The following is a 14,938-nucleotide window of genomic DNA, read 5'->3' as shown; positions in this document are numbered from 1 at the left end:
CCACCGGCAAGGCGACCATCCAGCGGAGCGATGTTATTAAGTCAAACACTCCACCTACGCAGCCCCGTCACCCACGCCATCTAAATCTTCTGAAAACCACTTGATATCTAATAGCACAAAATATAAAGCAACGGAAACTGACTTTGACTCCATTGATTTATTGCGGACACACTAAAACCCGGAAAATTCCGAACAAAATCAAAAAAGGGAAAAATTTGGATGCTCTTTAACTCAATCGCTTCCTAATTCTATCTAGCTCTCTAAGCTCATCCAATGTCGATATTTTAGCCCAAGGCCCATAAAATCCTGGCTCTGGGAAGTTTTCGGACTCCTCCCCTTCTAGAACTGTTTTATATATATCTGCCGCTTGCTCTACCATGCCATCAATCATCTTTAAGAATGTAACCAACGCATGCCTTAAAGTCTCAGACTCATCCACCACAGCTTGATCTATCTTTCCCTGCGTTGGCAAAGCCACTAAATCAATGCTTCTAATCTTTTCTTTAAGCAATAAATTCTGCGACTCAAGGCTCGCATTGCGTATCCTCAAAGCTTCTATATCGGTTATGACACTACCTGAAACTGCCTCCACGGAAGCCTCCGCCCCCAGGAAGTCTTCAAGTAGCTTACGGTAACTTGTATTCCTGAGCAGCGTAACGTGGCTCACAGGCTTACAAAGCTCCTCACGCTCTGAACCCGTCTGAGCGAAGAACGCTTTTAACTCAAACTCCGTTACCAGCTTAGCCACATCCTTGGCTAACCTGGTAACATTATTATACTTAGCATTAGAAAGAACAATCAGTGCCTTTCTAATAAACTCTATACGCTGTTGTCTATGATTTTCCCTATACTCATCGAACGTGTCCTTTTTCGGGTTCAGCATCGTGTTTCTCCACTTGGCTGTGCCCGATCCTATTGGTTATTAGCAAATCGGGTTTCACGGGCACTGGCGGTTTGGCTGCCGCCTGACTGATCTTGAAGACGTCCATAACGTCTAGTGCCTGTGAATTTACCATACTGCCAATTTGCGAAGCTAACGCCACGCCTGGTGGATGCTCGCTGATATTGAGGACGCTATCTAGATCCCCCTGCTTCATTAGCAACATTGCTCGAAGATAGGCGAATTTAGTATCCAGATCGGCGCTAGATGCGTCCGGAAAATTCTGGACGTCGATGAGCCGTTTGACCAAATGCTCCCCCCCGGTGAGCTCCACCCGCTTGAAGTGGGTCAACAGATCATCCTTCCTGGGAACGAACAGCTTATTCGCCTGCCCATTGAGTGCCATTTGGTACAGCTGCTGCTCGACAGCCTCGTACGCAAAGGCTTCACGAGCATACCTATCGTGATCCTCACTCAGCGTCTCGATCACCTGCCGATCAGCTGCGGTGCGTTTGAGACTCCGATAATGTTTCAGCTTGCGGAGCACCTCTGCCATTAACTCTTTGCATTTGTCCTTTTCGGCACTGATTGCCGGTAGGTGACAAACTCCGCGAATGGCGTAATGACACATATCACAGGGCCTGCCAGCCCCCAGCAGCTCCAAAATCTCTTTGGGGCACCGATTGTTGAATGGACAGATGTGAGTTGGGTTGTAGGCAAATACCGTATCCTTACGAGCCCTTAGAATCTCAATTCCGCTTTGATCTTCCTTCACTCCAATCAAGCTGATCAGCCCATGCGTTTTAATAGCTTGAGCGGGATCAGTTTTGATGTCAGCAGCTAATCGTGCATTGAGCTTGATGACCGCAGCAGCCAGCTCCGGAGCCTCTGCATCGTTGAGTTTCTCTGTGTTTTTCAGCAAATAATTCGCTAGTAGTTTCTGATGATTCGGAAGGTCATCCTCTTCAAATACAGAGTAATACCACACATGCGGCTCGGACTGACCTGTCATATATTGACCGACAACCCATGCAGGGAGGAACCTGACTGCTTCCGAGACGAAGCCAGCGCGCAGCCCGTGAGGCGTATAATCACTGACCATAGAATCAACAGTGATCCCCGCAAAGAACTCGTCGGTGTAAACAATAGGGATCTCAGCCCCACCATTTCTCCTTCTTACGAAGACCAGGTCAGGGACTTTCAGATCTTTGAGTTGATTATGGATAAAGCACTGCAAAATCGACAGCATCACAGGATAATATCTATAGCTCGCCCAACTATTTTGCCCTTCCAGTGGCATTCTGAACAATGGCTTGAATTTGCCAAATTTAGAGCTCTCCTTATTTCCGTACCATAAAGGCTCGCTGTAGTTTTGCGCACTGCACTGTCCGTACCATTTCCTTTGCCTATCAAGGATGGCCATCACCGGACGAGCAACAATCGCAGTCCATTCGCCATGCGACTTATCACTACTAACAAACAGCGGCGACAGCTGGCTACCACTACTGCGATCCAGCATGCAATCGTATCGATCTTTATCAAGCCAGATGAGATGCTTCTGACGAAGGCCAGTCTCACACATAAGCTGCGTCAGGCGAACGTGATTAGGCACGATCCTCGGCACAACTTCGCCCCCAATCTCATAATCGATCGTACGATAGAAACGGGGAAGAAATTCAAACTTATGGATTTTTCCATCGCAGTAGAAAATAGGACAATAGTTCAATTTGCTCTGATCAATAACCGTGACCCGAGCCTCCCCCCTACCCCACATCGACTCCCATTCAGAAGATTCTTGCAGTTCGGCTAGACTAGGTTGATACAGCGCCCCCTGAATGACCCCTGGCATTTGACCGTCAGCCATCATATTCAGATGCATAACCAAGTATTCCATGGAATAAAGCATACTCACAAAGGCACCAAAGTACGCTCGGGGAATTGGCCGTTTGACTGTACCGCTCCGCCGCCTCACCGGTGGATAGCAGGCTGACGAAAAATTGTTCGTAAAACGATCAGCATTTGGGATGGTGAACCGGTGCTCTTGCACCCAATCACAAAACTCGTCTGCACAAAGGACGCGCGAATACCACGACTCATTCCCCCAATCGTTAAACCTAGCGTAGCACTCAAGAAATTTCAGAAATGTCATGGGAGGTTCTTTCTCATACACAAGAACCCCATCTACAAAGTTAGCCTCACGAGTAAAATACAACACGCAATCGTAATCATTGAAAGTAGCCGGGTAATCTCGCAGATCTCCATCGCGAGCCAGGAAGAAATTAGGCAGATAAGTCGACAAGTATGCCAACTGCAAATTCAGCAGAAAAATCTGAGTTTTTTCGCTTTGCAACCGCTTCGATTTTACAAATGATCGGAAGGTGGCATCCACTCCAGCACAGAAGACCCTGACCTTCTCAGGCAACCTAGCATAAAACTTCGCACCACCCTCTTGCATATCAAATACAGGTTTAAGCATGTACGACTTGACGCAACGAGTGAAAAGAGCATCAAGATCTACGGGCTTAACGCCATTCCCATACTCGACGCCCTCGTCAAACGCGATGTCTGCAGCCGTCTTTTTTGCAGGTTTCTTTCTATTTTCCCGAGCAATTCTATTGATGTCGTCGATTTCCCTCCTGACTTCCGCGACTACCTCTTCTACCATTCCCCGAGCTGCAACGTTATCCCCGGCCAAAAAATACAGGAACTGCAACACACGGTATTGTCCAAGAGACTTTTTTCGCCCAATACTATCTTTATAAACCGCAACACAGTACTCCCGAGTCAAATCATCCGAACAGTAAACCTGACCACTTAGCAACAGCTTAGTCCAACGTGTATAAGCGCTCTTGTCAAAATGACGATCGTGCTTGCTGGCGTATAACTTGTCATGATTCATATTCTTTCGTATCTGTTGGAGCGCAGGCGCTCCACCCAATGCGATCACTTTTTCAAGGACGCTATCCAGATGGCTTACGGCCCTCATCGAAAGAGGCAGGATGACCTGCCTCCTCGACCACATGAGAATAAAGACTAGCTTGAAGAAATTTGCGAGGGCCTGTTCTTGCCGTGGAGTGCACGAAGTCAGCTGGGGATGAACATCCGCGAATTTCGCATCAGGATCATCAGTGCAGCAATTCACCAGCGCACGATAATGACTTTTCTCCCACAACGAGAAGTTAATCATCGCCCCCTGAAAATAACTATCAACCTGATAAGTTGCATCGGGAGTTACCCCTGAAGAGTGCTCCTGATAGAAAGCTCTGACCTCTTTGCAAGCGCCTTGAATCGCAGAGGCGATCTCCGAACCAGGAATCAACCACATCATGGAGTTTTTGTATAAAATCTTCATACCATCTTTACTCTTTAAGCAGAACGAAATAGCGAATTTTGGACAAGAGAAGCCCACAGGACGCACTTTCTAATTAAGTGCGCCCGGATACTCCGCGCGTTTTTTGACTAGACGTTATTTACAGGGGCCAAATAGCACCAAAAGGTAGATCAGGCTTCGCTGGTTACAAATTTTTCAAGATGAGCAATTTGCTGCCTCAAATGCTCAATCTGTACCTTAGCTACATTGAAGGTACCATCTCGCATTCTCATAAGGTTCATCGCAGCCATGGACGCTCGAAGCATGTGGCTATCTTTGCGCGCATATCGCTGGACTGCAGTAGCGGAGGAGTGCCCAAGTAATTTCTGGACAACGCCAAGCTCGAAGCCAAAGGCACCAGGTTTGAAAGGATTTGGGCAGTGATTGTGCAAGTAGTACGCATACATATGGCGAAGAGCATGAAACCCATAGCTCTCGCCCGTCAACGCTTTAGCGGCTGCGTTGAAGCGCTCCCATACGGCTTGATAGGAGGATGGCATGCCCTCTCCGTTGATGAGGTTCCTAAACAGAAAATGATGCGACACAGGCCTGTGGCGCTTCATTTCCAGAGCACGCTGCTCGGCGATGTAAAGATCCAGATTCACCCAAAAATGAGAAGCGAACGGCTCTATCAAGAAGGTTTCGGGGTGCAAACGCCCTTTGTGGCTCAGCTTGCTGATAGCCACATCTGTCATGAAGCGGGACAGCTCTTTGATTCGAGTGTTCGGATCGATGATCTGAACGTAGTTGTCAAATGGCTTCCCAGGATAGATACATACATCAGACGTAAACATCGTCAGCGCTTCTGAGATACGGCAACCGCAGGCCGCTAGCAGTGACCATAGCGTCTTGTCCCTGAGGCACGTCGCGCTCTCGATAAGCTTCACACACAGGTCAATCGGAAAGACTTTTTCATCGCCACCATAGCTATCAGTATGTGCCATGGTTGACGGCTTGGAGGTGGCGACCAGCCCCACCTGTCGTATCCGTTTTGCCCCACCCGCTATGCATCCTGCCAACCAGCTACTGTTGCCAATTGCAATGCTGATCTTCGTAGGTGCAGCTACGTACTGAGAGGTGATTGCCGGCAGCGCTGAAACGAGATCTTTGCCTACGTAGCCGGTCTCCTGGAGCTGAAGGATTGCCTTTCTGAAAGTCTCACTCGCATCGATGAAGTTATTGACGGCAGTAAGGTGCTTCCGGATCGAGCTACCCCCCATTTTCCGGTCACCCAAAATCCTCGCGACGGATCGGCTCAGCTCGACACTGCTGCCCGAGCCATAAGCCAGGAAATTCTCGTACCCCTCGATCGCTTCAGTCAGAAGCAAAGGCGTGAGGCCCCCATTCAGATCGGCAACCACCTGGATGTATTGGATGAACAGCAGCACTGCTGGGCCATAGGCTTTCACTGTGTTCCAGGCCTGACGCTTCGAGAGCTCGAAGATCCAGGTGTCAAAGAACTCGCTGGTCACCACGTCAGCAGAAAGCATGCGGTACGTTGGCCTTCCGGCGCGAAACGTTTCCATGATGCTGACCGACACATCTACCACTGCAGCCATTAAGCCCCCGTCTCGGATGTAGGTTTGCTGGAATGGGCAAACCCCTAAGGTGCAACTACCAGTTGCAACGGGTGGCGATACTGCAACAAGACGCAACAACACGCAACCAAAACGTTGCACATTTTAGTTTTCTTGTGGGCCTGGTGAGGTTGGGGTTAAGAAAATCGAGACGAAAAAAAAGGGCCTAGATTGCTCTAGGCCCTTAATTCATTGATGTTTGGCGGGAAACCAGGGATTCGAACCCTGGGAACGCTCTCACGTTCGCCGGTTTTCAAGACCGGTGCATTCAACCACTCTGCCAATTTCCCGGGATGTTCGTAGCGCGACTGGACAACAGCGCTATAAGATGCAACTAGAAGGGGCCTTAGATAAGAACTCTAGGATAGTTGCCCATCGACGGTTTTCAAGACCGTTGCCTTAAACCACTCGGCCACGCTTCCTCGTATTGCGGGCGCCATAATACCGAAATGAAACAAGCTGTCAAACTCTCTAGGTGGCTGGTCTGCGCGCCTCTGTTATGATCTTTGCATCTGAACGTTTCAAACCCACAGGAGTGTCGCCATGCGCGAACAGGATTACGCCGTCAACCACGGCCTGCAGGTCGAACAGCAAGAGGTCAGCCGCGTCCTGCGCAACACCTATGGCCTGCTGGCCATCACCCTCGCTTTCAGTGGTGTCATGGCCTATGTGGCCCAACAGATGCGCGTCGGCTACCCGAACATTTTTGTGGTGCTGATCGGCTTCTACGGCCTGTTCTTCCTCACCAACAAGCTGCGTGACTCGGTATGGGGCCTGGTGTCCACCTTCGCGCTGACCGGTTTCATGGGCTTCCTGCTCGGCCCTATCCTCAACCGCTACCTGGGCATGGCCGGCGGCGCTGAAGTGGTCAGCTCGGCATTCGCCATGACCGCACTGGTGTTCGGTGGTCTGTCGGCCTACGTGCTGATCACCCGCAAGGACATGAGCTTCCTGGGCGGCTTCATCACCGCAGGCTTCTTCGTGCTGCTGGGCGCTGTGCTGGCAAGCTTCTTCTTCCAGATCAGCGGCCTGCAACTGGCGATCAGCGCAGGTTTCGTGCTGTTCTCGTCGGTGTGCATCCTGTTCCAGACCAGCGCGATCATCCACGGTGGTGAGCGTAACTACATCATGGCGACCATCAGCCTGTATGTATCGATCTACAACCTGTTCGTCAGTCTGCTGCAACTGTTCGGGCTGATGGGTCGGGACGACTGATCCGAGCTTGGTTGGTTGAGTGTTGAAAAAGCCCGCTTCGGCGGGCTTTTTTGTGGGTGGCGTTTGAGGGGCGCTGGCTTCGCGCTCGTTCGCTGGCAAGGCCGACCCCTACGCCCCGCGGGCTGTAGCGCCAGATAATGCTGGCAAACTGGGCTACCCCAATCCCCGCGCGCGCCGTAGAATGCGCTCCTTTTTTCTGCCCGGGGCAGCAACACCCATGAGCTCACTCGAACAAGCGCCCGAACAGGCCAATGAACTGGTTCTAGGCCTGGAAGACCGGCCCCGGCCGCTGATCGCCCTGCTCGCTGCCCTGCAGCACCTGCTGGCGATCATCGTGCCTATCGTTACCCCCGGCCTGCTGATCTGCCAGGCACTCGGCGTATCGGCCCGCGATACCAACCTGATCGTGTCGATGTCGCTGGTGATCTCCGGGATCGCCACCTTCGTGCAATGCCGACGCTTCGGGCCCTTCGGCGCCGGGCTGTTGATCGTGCAAGGCACCAGCTTCAACTTCGTTGGCCCGCTGATCGCCGGCGGCGCGCTGATGGTCAAGCAAGGTACGCCCGTAGAAGGCGTAATGGCGGCGATCTTTGGTGTGGTGATTGCCGGCTCGTTCGTTGAGATGGGCATTTCGCGCATTCTGCCGTTCGTGAAACGCCTGATCACCCCCCTGGTCACCGGCATAGTAGTGCTGATGATCGGCCTCACGCTGATCAAGGTGGGCCTGATCAGCATGGGCGGCGGCTTCGGCGCCATGGCCAACGGCACCTTCGCCAACGGCGAAAACCTGCTGCTGTCCGGCGTGGTGCTGGCCATCATCGTGGTACTCAACCGCATCCCGGTGGTGTGGATGCGCAGTTGCGCGATCGTGATCGCGCTGGCCGTCGGCTACGCACTGGCCGGCTACCTGGGCCGCCTGGACTTCACCGGCATGCACGAAGCCGCCGTGTTCCAGGTGCCGGTGCCATTGCACTTCGGCCTGAGTTTCTCCTGGGCGCTGTTCATTCCGATGCTGGTGATCTACCTGGTGACTTCGCTGGAAGCCATCGGCGACGTTACCGCCACCAGCAAGGTGTCGCGCCAGCCGGTCGAAGGCCCGCTGTGGATGCAACGCATCAAGGGCGGCGTGCTGGTCAACGGCGCCAACTCGCTGCTGGCCGGTGTGTTCAACACCTTCCCCAGCTCGGTGTTCGCGCAGAACAACGGCGTGATCCAGCTGACCGGTATCGCCAGCCGCCATATCGGTATCTGGATTGCCGCAATGCTGGTGATTCTGGGGCTGTTCCCAAGCGTGGCCGGGGTGATTCAGGCGGTGCCGGAGCCGGTGCTGGGTGGCGCTGCGATGGTGATGTTCGGTGCCGTAGCGGCCTCGGGTATCAATATTCTGGCCAGCATCAGCCTGGACCGTCGCGCCCTGCTGATCATCGCGGTGTCCCTGGCGCTGGGCCTGGGCGTGGCGCAGGTGCCGGAATTCCTGGCGCACATGCCATCGGCACTGCGCAATGTGCTGGAGTCTGGCGTGGCAACCGGCGGCATCTGTGCGCTGGTGCTGAACTGGTTCCTGCCCGAGTCCAAAGCTCAGAACTGAGGCCGCTTGCCAAGCTGCCCCAAACAGGCCCGCGCCCACAAGGCGCGGGCTTTTTGCTTTATCATGGGCGCAGTTTTGCTGACAGAGCCTGCCATGAAGTTCGCCCTCGCGGTATTTTCCCCCGGCCATGCGCCCTCCTCGCGCCGTGCACTGCTGTTCGCCCAGGCTGCCCTGGCCAGCAGGCACGAGATCGTGCGGCTGTTTTTCTATCAGGATGGCGTGCACAGCGCCTCGGCCAACGTGGTCGCGCCGCAGGATGAGCTGGACGTGCCGGCACAATGGCGTGCCTTCGTCACCGAGCACCAGCTCGATGCAGTGGTGTGCATTGCCGCCGCCCTGCGCCGTGGCGTGTTGAACGCCGAAGAAGCCCAGCGTTATCAACGCCCCGCGGTGAACCTACCCGCGCCGTGGGAGCTGTCGGGCCTGGGTCAGTTGCACGAAGCTGCACAAACCGCCGACCGCCTGGTCTGCTTTGGAGGCGATTGAATGGCCAAGTCATTGCTGATCATCAGCCGCCAGGCCCCCTGGGCCGGCCCGTCGGCCCGCGAGGCACTGGATATCGCCCTGGCCGGCGGCGCCTTCGACTTGCCGCTGGGCATGCTGTTTCTGGATGATGGCGTGTTTCAGCTGGCACCTGCGCAGCAACCGGCACAGCTGCAACAGAAGAACCTGGCGGCCAACCTCCAGGCGCTGCCGATGTTCGGCGTGGAGGCCCTGTTCGCCGACGCCCGCAGCCTGCTCGAGCGCGGCCTGGACGCTGAACACCTGACACTGGACGTCGAGGTACTCGACGACGCTGCACTGGCAGCCCTGATCGACCGTTTTGACCAGGTGGTAACCCTCTGATGAGCACCCTGCACGTCATTTCCCACTCGCCGTTCGGCGATAACCGCCTGAGCAGCTGCCTGCGTCTGCTGGGCAGCAACGACGGCCTGCTGTTGTGCGGCGACGCGGTGTACGCGCTGCAGCCCGGCAGCGAGCCGCTGAAGGCGCTGCAACAAGCCAACCTGGGCGCAAGGCTGTTTGCGCTGGAAGAAGACCTGCAAGCCCGCGGCATCTCCAGCGACGCGGCCCGGGCCATCGACTACCCGGCGTTCGTGCAGCTGTCGCTGGACCACGACAAGGTCAACAGCTGGCTATGAGCACCCTGAGCCTCGACAACCGCGACATTGCCCTGGACAAGGACGGCTTCCTGGTCGACCTGAAGGACTGGTCAAAGCCCGTGGCACAAGCCCTGGCCGAGCGCGAAGGCCTGGAACTGACTCCCGAACACTGGGAGGTACTGGAGCTGCTGCGCCAGTTCTACCAGGAGTTCGAGCTGTCGCCGGCCACGCGCCCGCTGATCAAGTACACCGCCTTGAAGCTGGGCCCGGACAAAGGCAACAGCCTGCACCTGAACCGCCTGTTCAACGGCACCCCCGCCAAACTTGCCGCGAAGCTCGCGGGCCTGCCAAAGCCGACCAACTGCATATGACTGCCCCTACCCCGCTCACCCTCGAAACGCCCGCCGAACACCCCTTCGCCCAGTTCGTGCGCATTTTGGGCAAAGGCAAACGCGGCGCCCGCGGCCTGACCCGGGAAGAAGCCCGCGAGGCCATGGGCATGCTGCTGGACGGCAAGGTCGAGCAGACGCAGCTGGGCGCCTTCCTGATGCTGCTGCGTCACAAGGAGGAGAGCCCCGAGGAGCTGGCCGGCTTCACCGAAGCCGTGCGCCAGCGTGTACAGGCACCGCCCATCGCGGTCGACCTGGACTGGCCGAGCTATGCGGGCAAGAAGCGCCACCTGCCGTGGTTTCTGCTGGCGGCCAAGTGCCTTGCGAAAAACGGCGTGCGCATCCTGCTGCACGGCGGCGGCGCTCACACCGCCGGGCGCCTGTATACCGAACAGGTGCTGGAACAGGTGCAGATCCCGCTGTGCCGCGACTGGGCCAGCGTCGCCAGTGCCCTGGACGAGCACTGCATCGCGTTCATCCCCCTGCAGGACTGGGCGCCGCGCCTGCAGCACATGATCGACCTGCGCAACACCCTGGGGCTGCGCTCGCCCATTCACTCCCTGGCACGGGTGCTCAACCCGCTGCGGGCGCGGTGCGGCCTGCAGAGCATCTTCCACCCCGGCTACCAGGCCGTACACCGCGAAGCCAGTCGGCTGCTGGGCGATACGGCGATTGTGGTCAAGGGTGACGGCGGTGAGATCGAGATCAATCCGGATGCCACCAGCCACCTGTACGGCACTGCCCATGGCCAAGACTGGGATGAAGAATGGCCGCAGCTGTCGGCCCAGCGCCATGTGAAGCCGGCCAGCCTCGACCTGCAGCACCTGCTGGCAGTATGGCGCGGCGAGGCCCGCAACAGCTACGGTGAACTGGCTCTTGTATCGAGCATGGCGCTGGCGCTACGCGGCTTGGGGCAAACCCGAGAGGACGCCTTCACGCAGGCGCAGCACTGGTGGGATCAACGCCTGAGCTAGGCGACTGATCGGGGTTTTCGATCAAACAGGCCGATGCTTTGCGCCATTGGTTCGAACTTGAACCCGTACACTGGTCTCCAAGTTGAACGAATCGCCAAGGAGACCACCATGGGCCTGTTGATCGATGGCCGCTGGCATGACCAGTGGTATGAAGGCAGCAAAGACGGCACCTTCCAGCGCGAGAACGCGCAGCGGCGCAATCAGCTGCCCGCAGCCGACGCCGGGCGCTATCACCTGTATGTGTCGCTGGCCTGCCCCTGGGCGCACCGCACGCTGATCTTTCGCACGCTCAAGGGCCTGGACAAGCTGATCGACGTGTCGGTGGTCAGCTGGCTGATGGGCGAGAACGGCTGGACCTTCGACACAGCCCTGGGTTCGACGGGCGACAAGCTCGATCAGCTTGAATTCCTGCATCAGCGCTACACCCGCGACGACCCGCATTACACCGGCCGGGTCACGGTGCCGGTGCTGTGGGACAAGCAGGAACAACGCATCGTCAACAACGAGTCGGCCGAGATCATCCGTATCTTCAACACCGCCTTCGACGGGCTGACCAGCAATCGCCTTGACCTTTACCCCGAGCCGCTGCGCGCGAGCATCGATGCACTGAACGAGCGGATCTACCCTGCCGTGAACAACGGCGTGTACCGCGCAGGCTTTGCGACTACGCAAAAAGCCTACGAGCAGGCGTTCGACGAGCTGTTTGCCGAGCTGGATGCACTGGAAAAGCTACTGAACGACCAGCGCTACCTGACAGGCGAATACCTGACCGAAGCTGACTGGCGGCTGTTCACCACGCTGGTTCGGTTCGACGCGGTGTATCACGGGCACTTCAAGTGCAACCTGCGGCGCATCGCCGATTATCCGAACCTGTCGAACTGGCTGAGGGAGCTGTACCAGTGGCCGGGGGTGGCCGAGACGGTGAACATGGAGCATATCCAGCATCACTATTACATGAGCCACAAAACCATCAACCCGAACGGGATCGTGCCCAAGGGGCCATTGCAGGACTTTGCGGCGCGACATGATCGGGAGCGGCTGGTGGGCCGGGGGATTTGGGACAAGACCAGTTTTTGATCAGGGGTTGAAGGGGCCCTTCGCCAGCAAGGCTGGCCCCTGCAGTGGGTCGCGTGTACCTGCAGGAGCCAGCCTTGCTGGCGAAGCTGTTGTTACTGAGCCCCTTCGAACCACGCCAGCTTCTCGCGAAGCTGCACCACCTCGCCCACGATCACCAGCGTCGGCGCATGCACTTCATGCTCCGCCACCAGTTGCGGCAGGTCGGCCAGGGTGCCGGTAAACACCCGCTGGTTGGTGGTAGTGCCCTGCTGCACCAGCGCCGCCGGCGTACTAGCCGCACGACCGTGACGAATCAGCTCGGCACAGATGGTCGGCAAGCCCACCAGCCCCATGTAGAACACCAGGGTCTGCGCAGGCGCCACCAGGTCATTCCACGGCAGGTTGCTGGTACCGTCCTTGAGGTGGCCGGTCACGAAGCGCACCGACTGGGCATAATCGCGATGGGTCAGCGGGATGCCGGCATACGCCGAGCAGCCGCTGGCCGCAGTGATGCCCGGCACCACCTGGAAGGGTATGCCATGCTCGGCCAGCTCTTCGATCTCCTCGCCACCCCGGCCGAAGATGAACGGATCGCCGCCCTTGAGGCGCAGCACGCGCTTGCCTTGCTTGGCCAGGGTCACCAGCAGCTGGTTGATCTGGTCCTGCGGCACACTGTGATCGGCACGGCGCTTGCCCACGTAGATGCGCTCGGCGTCGCGCCGGCACAACTCGATGATGGCGGGCGCCACCAGGCGGTCGTACAGCACCACATCGGCCTGCTGCATCAGGCGCAGCGCACGGAAGGTCAGCAAGTCCGGATCACCCGGCCCCGCCCCCACCAGGTACACCTCGCCCGAGGTCTGCGGCAGCGCGCCGTCCACCTTGGCCTGCAGCAGGCGTTCGGCTTCGGCGCCCTGCCCGGCCAGCTGGCGCTCGGCAATCGGGCCCTGGAACACGTCTTCCCAGAACCCACGACGCTGGTTCACGTCGGGGTACAGCTCCTTGACCCGATGGCGAAAGCGCGCGGCCAGGCCGGCCAGTTCGCCATAGGCGGCAGGAATCCAGGTTTCCAGCTTGGCGCGGATCAGGCGTGCCAGCACCGGCGCATCGCCGCCGCTGGACACCGCTACCACCAGTGGCGAACGGTCGACGATCGCCGGGAAGATCACCGTGCACAAGGCTGGCGCATCCACCACGTTGACTGGCACACAGCGCTGGCGCGCATCGGCCGATACCTGGGCGTTGAGCGCCTGGTCGTCGGTGGCGGCGATGATCAGCTGGCAACCGTCGAGGTCGCTTTCGTGATAGCCGCGGGCCAGGGTCTGGCCGCCACTGGAGCGTGCCAGTTCGGCCAGTTGCCCCTCGATTTCAGGGGCAACCACCCGCAGCACGGCACCTGCATCGGCCAGCAGGCGAGACTTGCGCAGGGCAATCTCGCCTCCACCCACGACCAGCACCTGGCTGCCCCGCAGGTTGTGGAACAGCGGCAGGAACTCCATTTAACCGATGATCTCCAGGCCACCCATGTAAGGCTTGAGCACTTCCGGTACACGGATGCTGCCATCAGCCTGCTGGTAGTTCTCCAGCACTGCCACCAGGGTACGGCCTACAGCCAGGCCCGAGCCGTTGAGGGTGTGCACCAGCTCCGGCTTGCCGGTTTCCGGGTTGCGCCAGCGGGCCTGCATGCGGCGCGCCTGGAAGTCGCCGCAGTTGGAGCACGAGGAAATTTCGCGGTACTTGTCCTGGCTCGGCACCCACACTTCCAGGTCGTAGGTCTTCACGGCACTGAAGCCCATGTCGCCGGTGCACAGCGACAGTACGCGGTAAGGCAGCTCCAGCAGTTGCAGCACGCGCTCGGCGTTGGCAGTCAGGCCTTCGAGGGCTTCCATCGACTTGCCCGGCTCGACCACCTGGACCATCTCGACCTTGTCGAACTGGTGCTGGCGGATCATGCCGCGGGTATCGCGACCCGACGCACCGGCTTCGCTACGAAAGCACGGGGTATGGGCGACGAACTTGATCGGCAGTTGCTTGGCATCGACGATTTCGCCGGCCACGATGTTGGTCAGCGACACTTCGGCCGTCGGGATCAGGTAGAAGTCAGCCTCGCCTTCGCGGCTGATCTTGAACAGGTCTTCCTCGAACTTGGGCAGCTGGCCGGTACCTTGCAGCGCCGGGGCCTGTACCAGGTACGGGGTGTAGGCTTCCTCGTAGCCATGCTCGGCGGTGTGCAGGTTGATCATGAACTGCGCCAGGGCACGGTGCAGACGGGCGATCGGGCCGCGCAGCAGGGCAAACCGCGCGCCCGACAGCTTGGCTGCGGTCTCGAAGTCGAGGTAGCCGTTGCGCTCGCCCAGGGCGACGTGGTCCTGGATCGCAAAATCGAAGCTGCGCGGGGTGCCCCAGCGGCGCACTTCGACGTTGTCGTCTTCATCGGCGCCCACCGGTACGCTGGCGTCCGGCAGGTTGGGGATGGTCAGCAGGATAGCGTCCAGCTCTTCGCGGATACCTTCCAGCTCCACCTTGCCGGCAGCCAGTTCGTTGGCCATGCGCTCGACGTCGGCCATCAGCGGGGCAATGTCCTCACCCTTGGCCTTGGCCTGGCCGATGGATTTGGAACGGGCGTTACGCTCGGCCTGCAGCTGTTCGGTGCGGGTCTGCACAGACTTGCGGCGCTCTTCAAGTGCTTCGATGCGCGCGACATCCAGGCTGAAGCCACGGGAAGCCAGGCGATCCGCCACTTCCTGAAGTTGGCCGCGTAACAGTTGGGAATCGAGCATATCGTT

13 protein-coding genes and 2 tRNA genes are annotated in these 14,938 nt (G+C 57.8%); 8 read left to right on the top strand and 7 right to left on the bottom strand.

Translation table 11 applies throughout. The annotated features are described in order from the left end of the window. Positions 1-226 precede the first annotated feature (226 nt). The 5 genes from ACPRTJ_RS20450 to ACPRTJ_RS20430 all read right to left on the bottom strand — a co-directional run bounded on the left by ACPRTJ_RS20450 (position 227) and on the right by ACPRTJ_RS20430 (position 6,249). Positions 227-883, bottom strand: coding sequence for a hypothetical protein (locus ACPRTJ_RS20450; protein ID WP_100633654.1), 657 nt, complete (start codon positions 881-883; stop codon positions 227-229). Then, positions 852-4,232 (bottom strand): hypothetical protein, encoded by a 3,381-nt coding sequence (locus tag ACPRTJ_RS20445; RefSeq protein ID WP_100633652.1) that lies wholly within the window; start codon positions 4,230-4,232, stop codon positions 852-854. Before ACPRTJ_RS20445 ends, ACPRTJ_RS20450 begins: the two co-directional genes overlap by 32 nt. Positions 4,233-4,381: 149 nt before the next feature. Next, positions 4,382-5,809 carry a tyrosine-type recombinase/integrase gene (locus ACPRTJ_RS20440; RefSeq protein WP_100633650.1) on the bottom strand — a complete coding sequence of 476 codons (1,428 nt, stop codon included), beginning with the start codon at positions 5,807-5,809 and terminating at the stop codon, positions 4,382-4,384. A gap of 218 nt (positions 5,810-6,027) precedes the next feature. Next, positions 6,028-6,117, bottom strand: a tRNA-Ser gene (locus ACPRTJ_RS20435). 23 nt (positions 6,118-6,140) lie between these two features. Further along, positions 6,141-6,249 (bottom strand) — tRNA-Ser (locus tag ACPRTJ_RS20430). Positions 6,250-6,370: 121 nt separating this feature from the next. Between ACPRTJ_RS20430 and ACPRTJ_RS20425 the strand changes: the two genes are divergently transcribed. The 8 genes from ACPRTJ_RS20425 to ACPRTJ_RS20390 all read left to right on the top strand — a co-directional run bounded on the left by ACPRTJ_RS20425 (position 6,371) and on the right by ACPRTJ_RS20390 (position 12,173). Further along, complete coding sequence (locus ACPRTJ_RS20425; RefSeq protein WP_043860836.1) at positions 6,371-7,042, top strand: Bax inhibitor-1/YccA family protein; 672 nt, start codon at positions 6,371-6,373, stop codon at positions 7,040-7,042. Positions 7,043-7,259: 217 nt separating this feature from the next. Further along, positions 7,260-8,630: a nucleobase:cation symporter-2 family protein gene (locus ACPRTJ_RS20420; RefSeq protein ID WP_043860837.1), complete on the top strand. Its 1,371-nt coding sequence runs from the start codon at positions 7,260-7,262 to the stop codon at positions 8,628-8,630. Positions 8,631-8,723: 93 nt separating this feature from the next. Beyond that, positions 8,724-9,116: a sulfurtransferase complex subunit TusD gene (tusD, locus tag ACPRTJ_RS20415; RefSeq protein WP_426427241.1), complete on the top strand. Its 393-nt coding sequence runs from the start codon at positions 8,724-8,726 to the stop codon at positions 9,114-9,116. Next, positions 9,117-9,476: a sulfurtransferase complex subunit TusC gene (tusC, locus tag ACPRTJ_RS20410; RefSeq protein WP_043860839.1), complete on the top strand. Its 360-nt coding sequence runs from the start codon at positions 9,117-9,119 to the stop codon at positions 9,474-9,476. Next, positions 9,476-9,772 (top strand): sulfurtransferase complex subunit TusB, encoded by a 297-nt coding sequence (gene tusB, locus ACPRTJ_RS20405; RefSeq protein ID WP_043860840.1) that lies wholly within the window; start codon positions 9,476-9,478, stop codon positions 9,770-9,772. Before tusC ends, tusB begins: the two co-directional genes overlap by 1 nt. Further along, positions 9,769-10,104: a TusE/DsrC/DsvC family sulfur relay protein gene (locus ACPRTJ_RS20400; protein ID WP_043860841.1), complete on the top strand. Its 336-nt coding sequence runs from the start codon at positions 9,769-9,771 to the stop codon at positions 10,102-10,104. Before tusB ends, ACPRTJ_RS20400 begins: the two co-directional genes overlap by 4 nt. Further along, positions 10,101-11,096, top strand: coding sequence for a glycosyl transferase family protein (locus ACPRTJ_RS20395; RefSeq protein WP_426427240.1), 996 nt, complete (start codon positions 10,101-10,103; stop codon positions 11,094-11,096). Before ACPRTJ_RS20400 ends, ACPRTJ_RS20395 begins: the two co-directional genes overlap by 4 nt. A 108-nt stretch (positions 11,097-11,204) precedes the next feature. After that, positions 11,205-12,173 carry a glutathione S-transferase family protein gene (locus ACPRTJ_RS20390; protein WP_426427239.1) on the top strand — a complete coding sequence of 323 codons (969 nt, stop codon included), beginning with the start codon at positions 11,205-11,207 and terminating at the stop codon, positions 12,171-12,173. Positions 12,174-12,265: 92 nt separating this feature from the next. On the opposite strand, the gene cysG is transcribed toward ACPRTJ_RS20390, so the two are convergent. Together cysG and serS are read right to left on the bottom strand one after the other, a co-directional pair. Then, positions 12,266-13,651: a siroheme synthase CysG gene (cysG, locus tag ACPRTJ_RS20385; RefSeq protein ID WP_043860844.1), complete on the bottom strand. Its 1,386-nt coding sequence runs from the start codon at positions 13,649-13,651 to the stop codon at positions 12,266-12,268. Next, positions 13,652-14,932, bottom strand: coding sequence for a serine--tRNA ligase (gene serS, locus ACPRTJ_RS20380; RefSeq protein ID WP_054915099.1), 1,281 nt, complete (start codon positions 14,930-14,932; stop codon positions 13,652-13,654). Between the last annotated feature and the right edge of the window lie 6 nt (positions 14,933-14,938).

Source organism: Pseudomonas palmensis, assembly GCF_049942755.1.
Taxonomy (GTDB): Bacteria; Pseudomonadota; Gammaproteobacteria; order Pseudomonadales; family Pseudomonadaceae; genus Aquipseudomonas; species Aquipseudomonas palmensis.
Note: the sequence above shows the minus strand (reverse complement) of the source record. Positions and strands in the feature narration are given on the sequence as shown.

Bases quoted from the DNA above. Each gene is read 5' to 3' on its own strand.
- ACPRTJ_RS20450 (WP_100633654.1), bottom strand. From the start codon at position 883: ATGCTGAACCCGAAAAAGGACACGTTCGATGAGTATAGGGAAAATCAT.
- ACPRTJ_RS20445 (WP_100633652.1), bottom strand. From the start codon at position 4,232: ATGAAGATTTTATACAAAAACTCCATGATGTGGTTGATTCCTGGTTCG.
- ACPRTJ_RS20440 (WP_100633650.1), bottom strand. From the start codon at position 5,809: ATGGCTGCAGTGGTAGATGTGTCGGTCAGCATCATGGAAACGTTTCGC.
- ACPRTJ_RS20425 (WP_043860836.1), top strand. From the start codon at position 6,371: ATGCGCGAACAGGATTACGCCGTCAACCACGGCCTGCAGGTCGAACAG.
- ACPRTJ_RS20420 (WP_043860837.1), top strand. From the start codon at position 7,260: ATGAGCTCACTCGAACAAGCGCCCGAACAGGCCAATGAACTGGTTCTA.
- tusD (WP_426427241.1), top strand. From the start codon at position 8,724: ATGAAGTTCGCCCTCGCGGTATTTTCCCCCGGCCATGCGCCCTCCTCG.
- tusC (WP_043860839.1), top strand. From the start codon at position 9,117: ATGGCCAAGTCATTGCTGATCATCAGCCGCCAGGCCCCCTGGGCCGGC.
- tusB (WP_043860840.1), top strand. From the start codon at position 9,476: ATGAGCACCCTGCACGTCATTTCCCACTCGCCGTTCGGCGATAACCGC.
- ACPRTJ_RS20400 (WP_043860841.1), top strand. From the start codon at position 9,769: ATGAGCACCCTGAGCCTCGACAACCGCGACATTGCCCTGGACAAGGAC.
- ACPRTJ_RS20395 (WP_426427240.1), top strand. From the start codon at position 10,101: ATGACTGCCCCTACCCCGCTCACCCTCGAAACGCCCGCCGAACACCCC.
- ACPRTJ_RS20390 (WP_426427239.1), top strand. From the start codon at position 11,205: ATGGGCCTGTTGATCGATGGCCGCTGGCATGACCAGTGGTATGAAGGC.
- cysG (WP_043860844.1), bottom strand. From the start codon at position 13,651: ATGGAGTTCCTGCCGCTGTTCCACAACCTGCGGGGCAGCCAGGTGCTG.
- serS (WP_054915099.1), bottom strand. From the start codon at position 14,932: ATGCTCGATTCCCAACTGTTACGCGGCCAACTTCAGGAAGTGGCGGAT.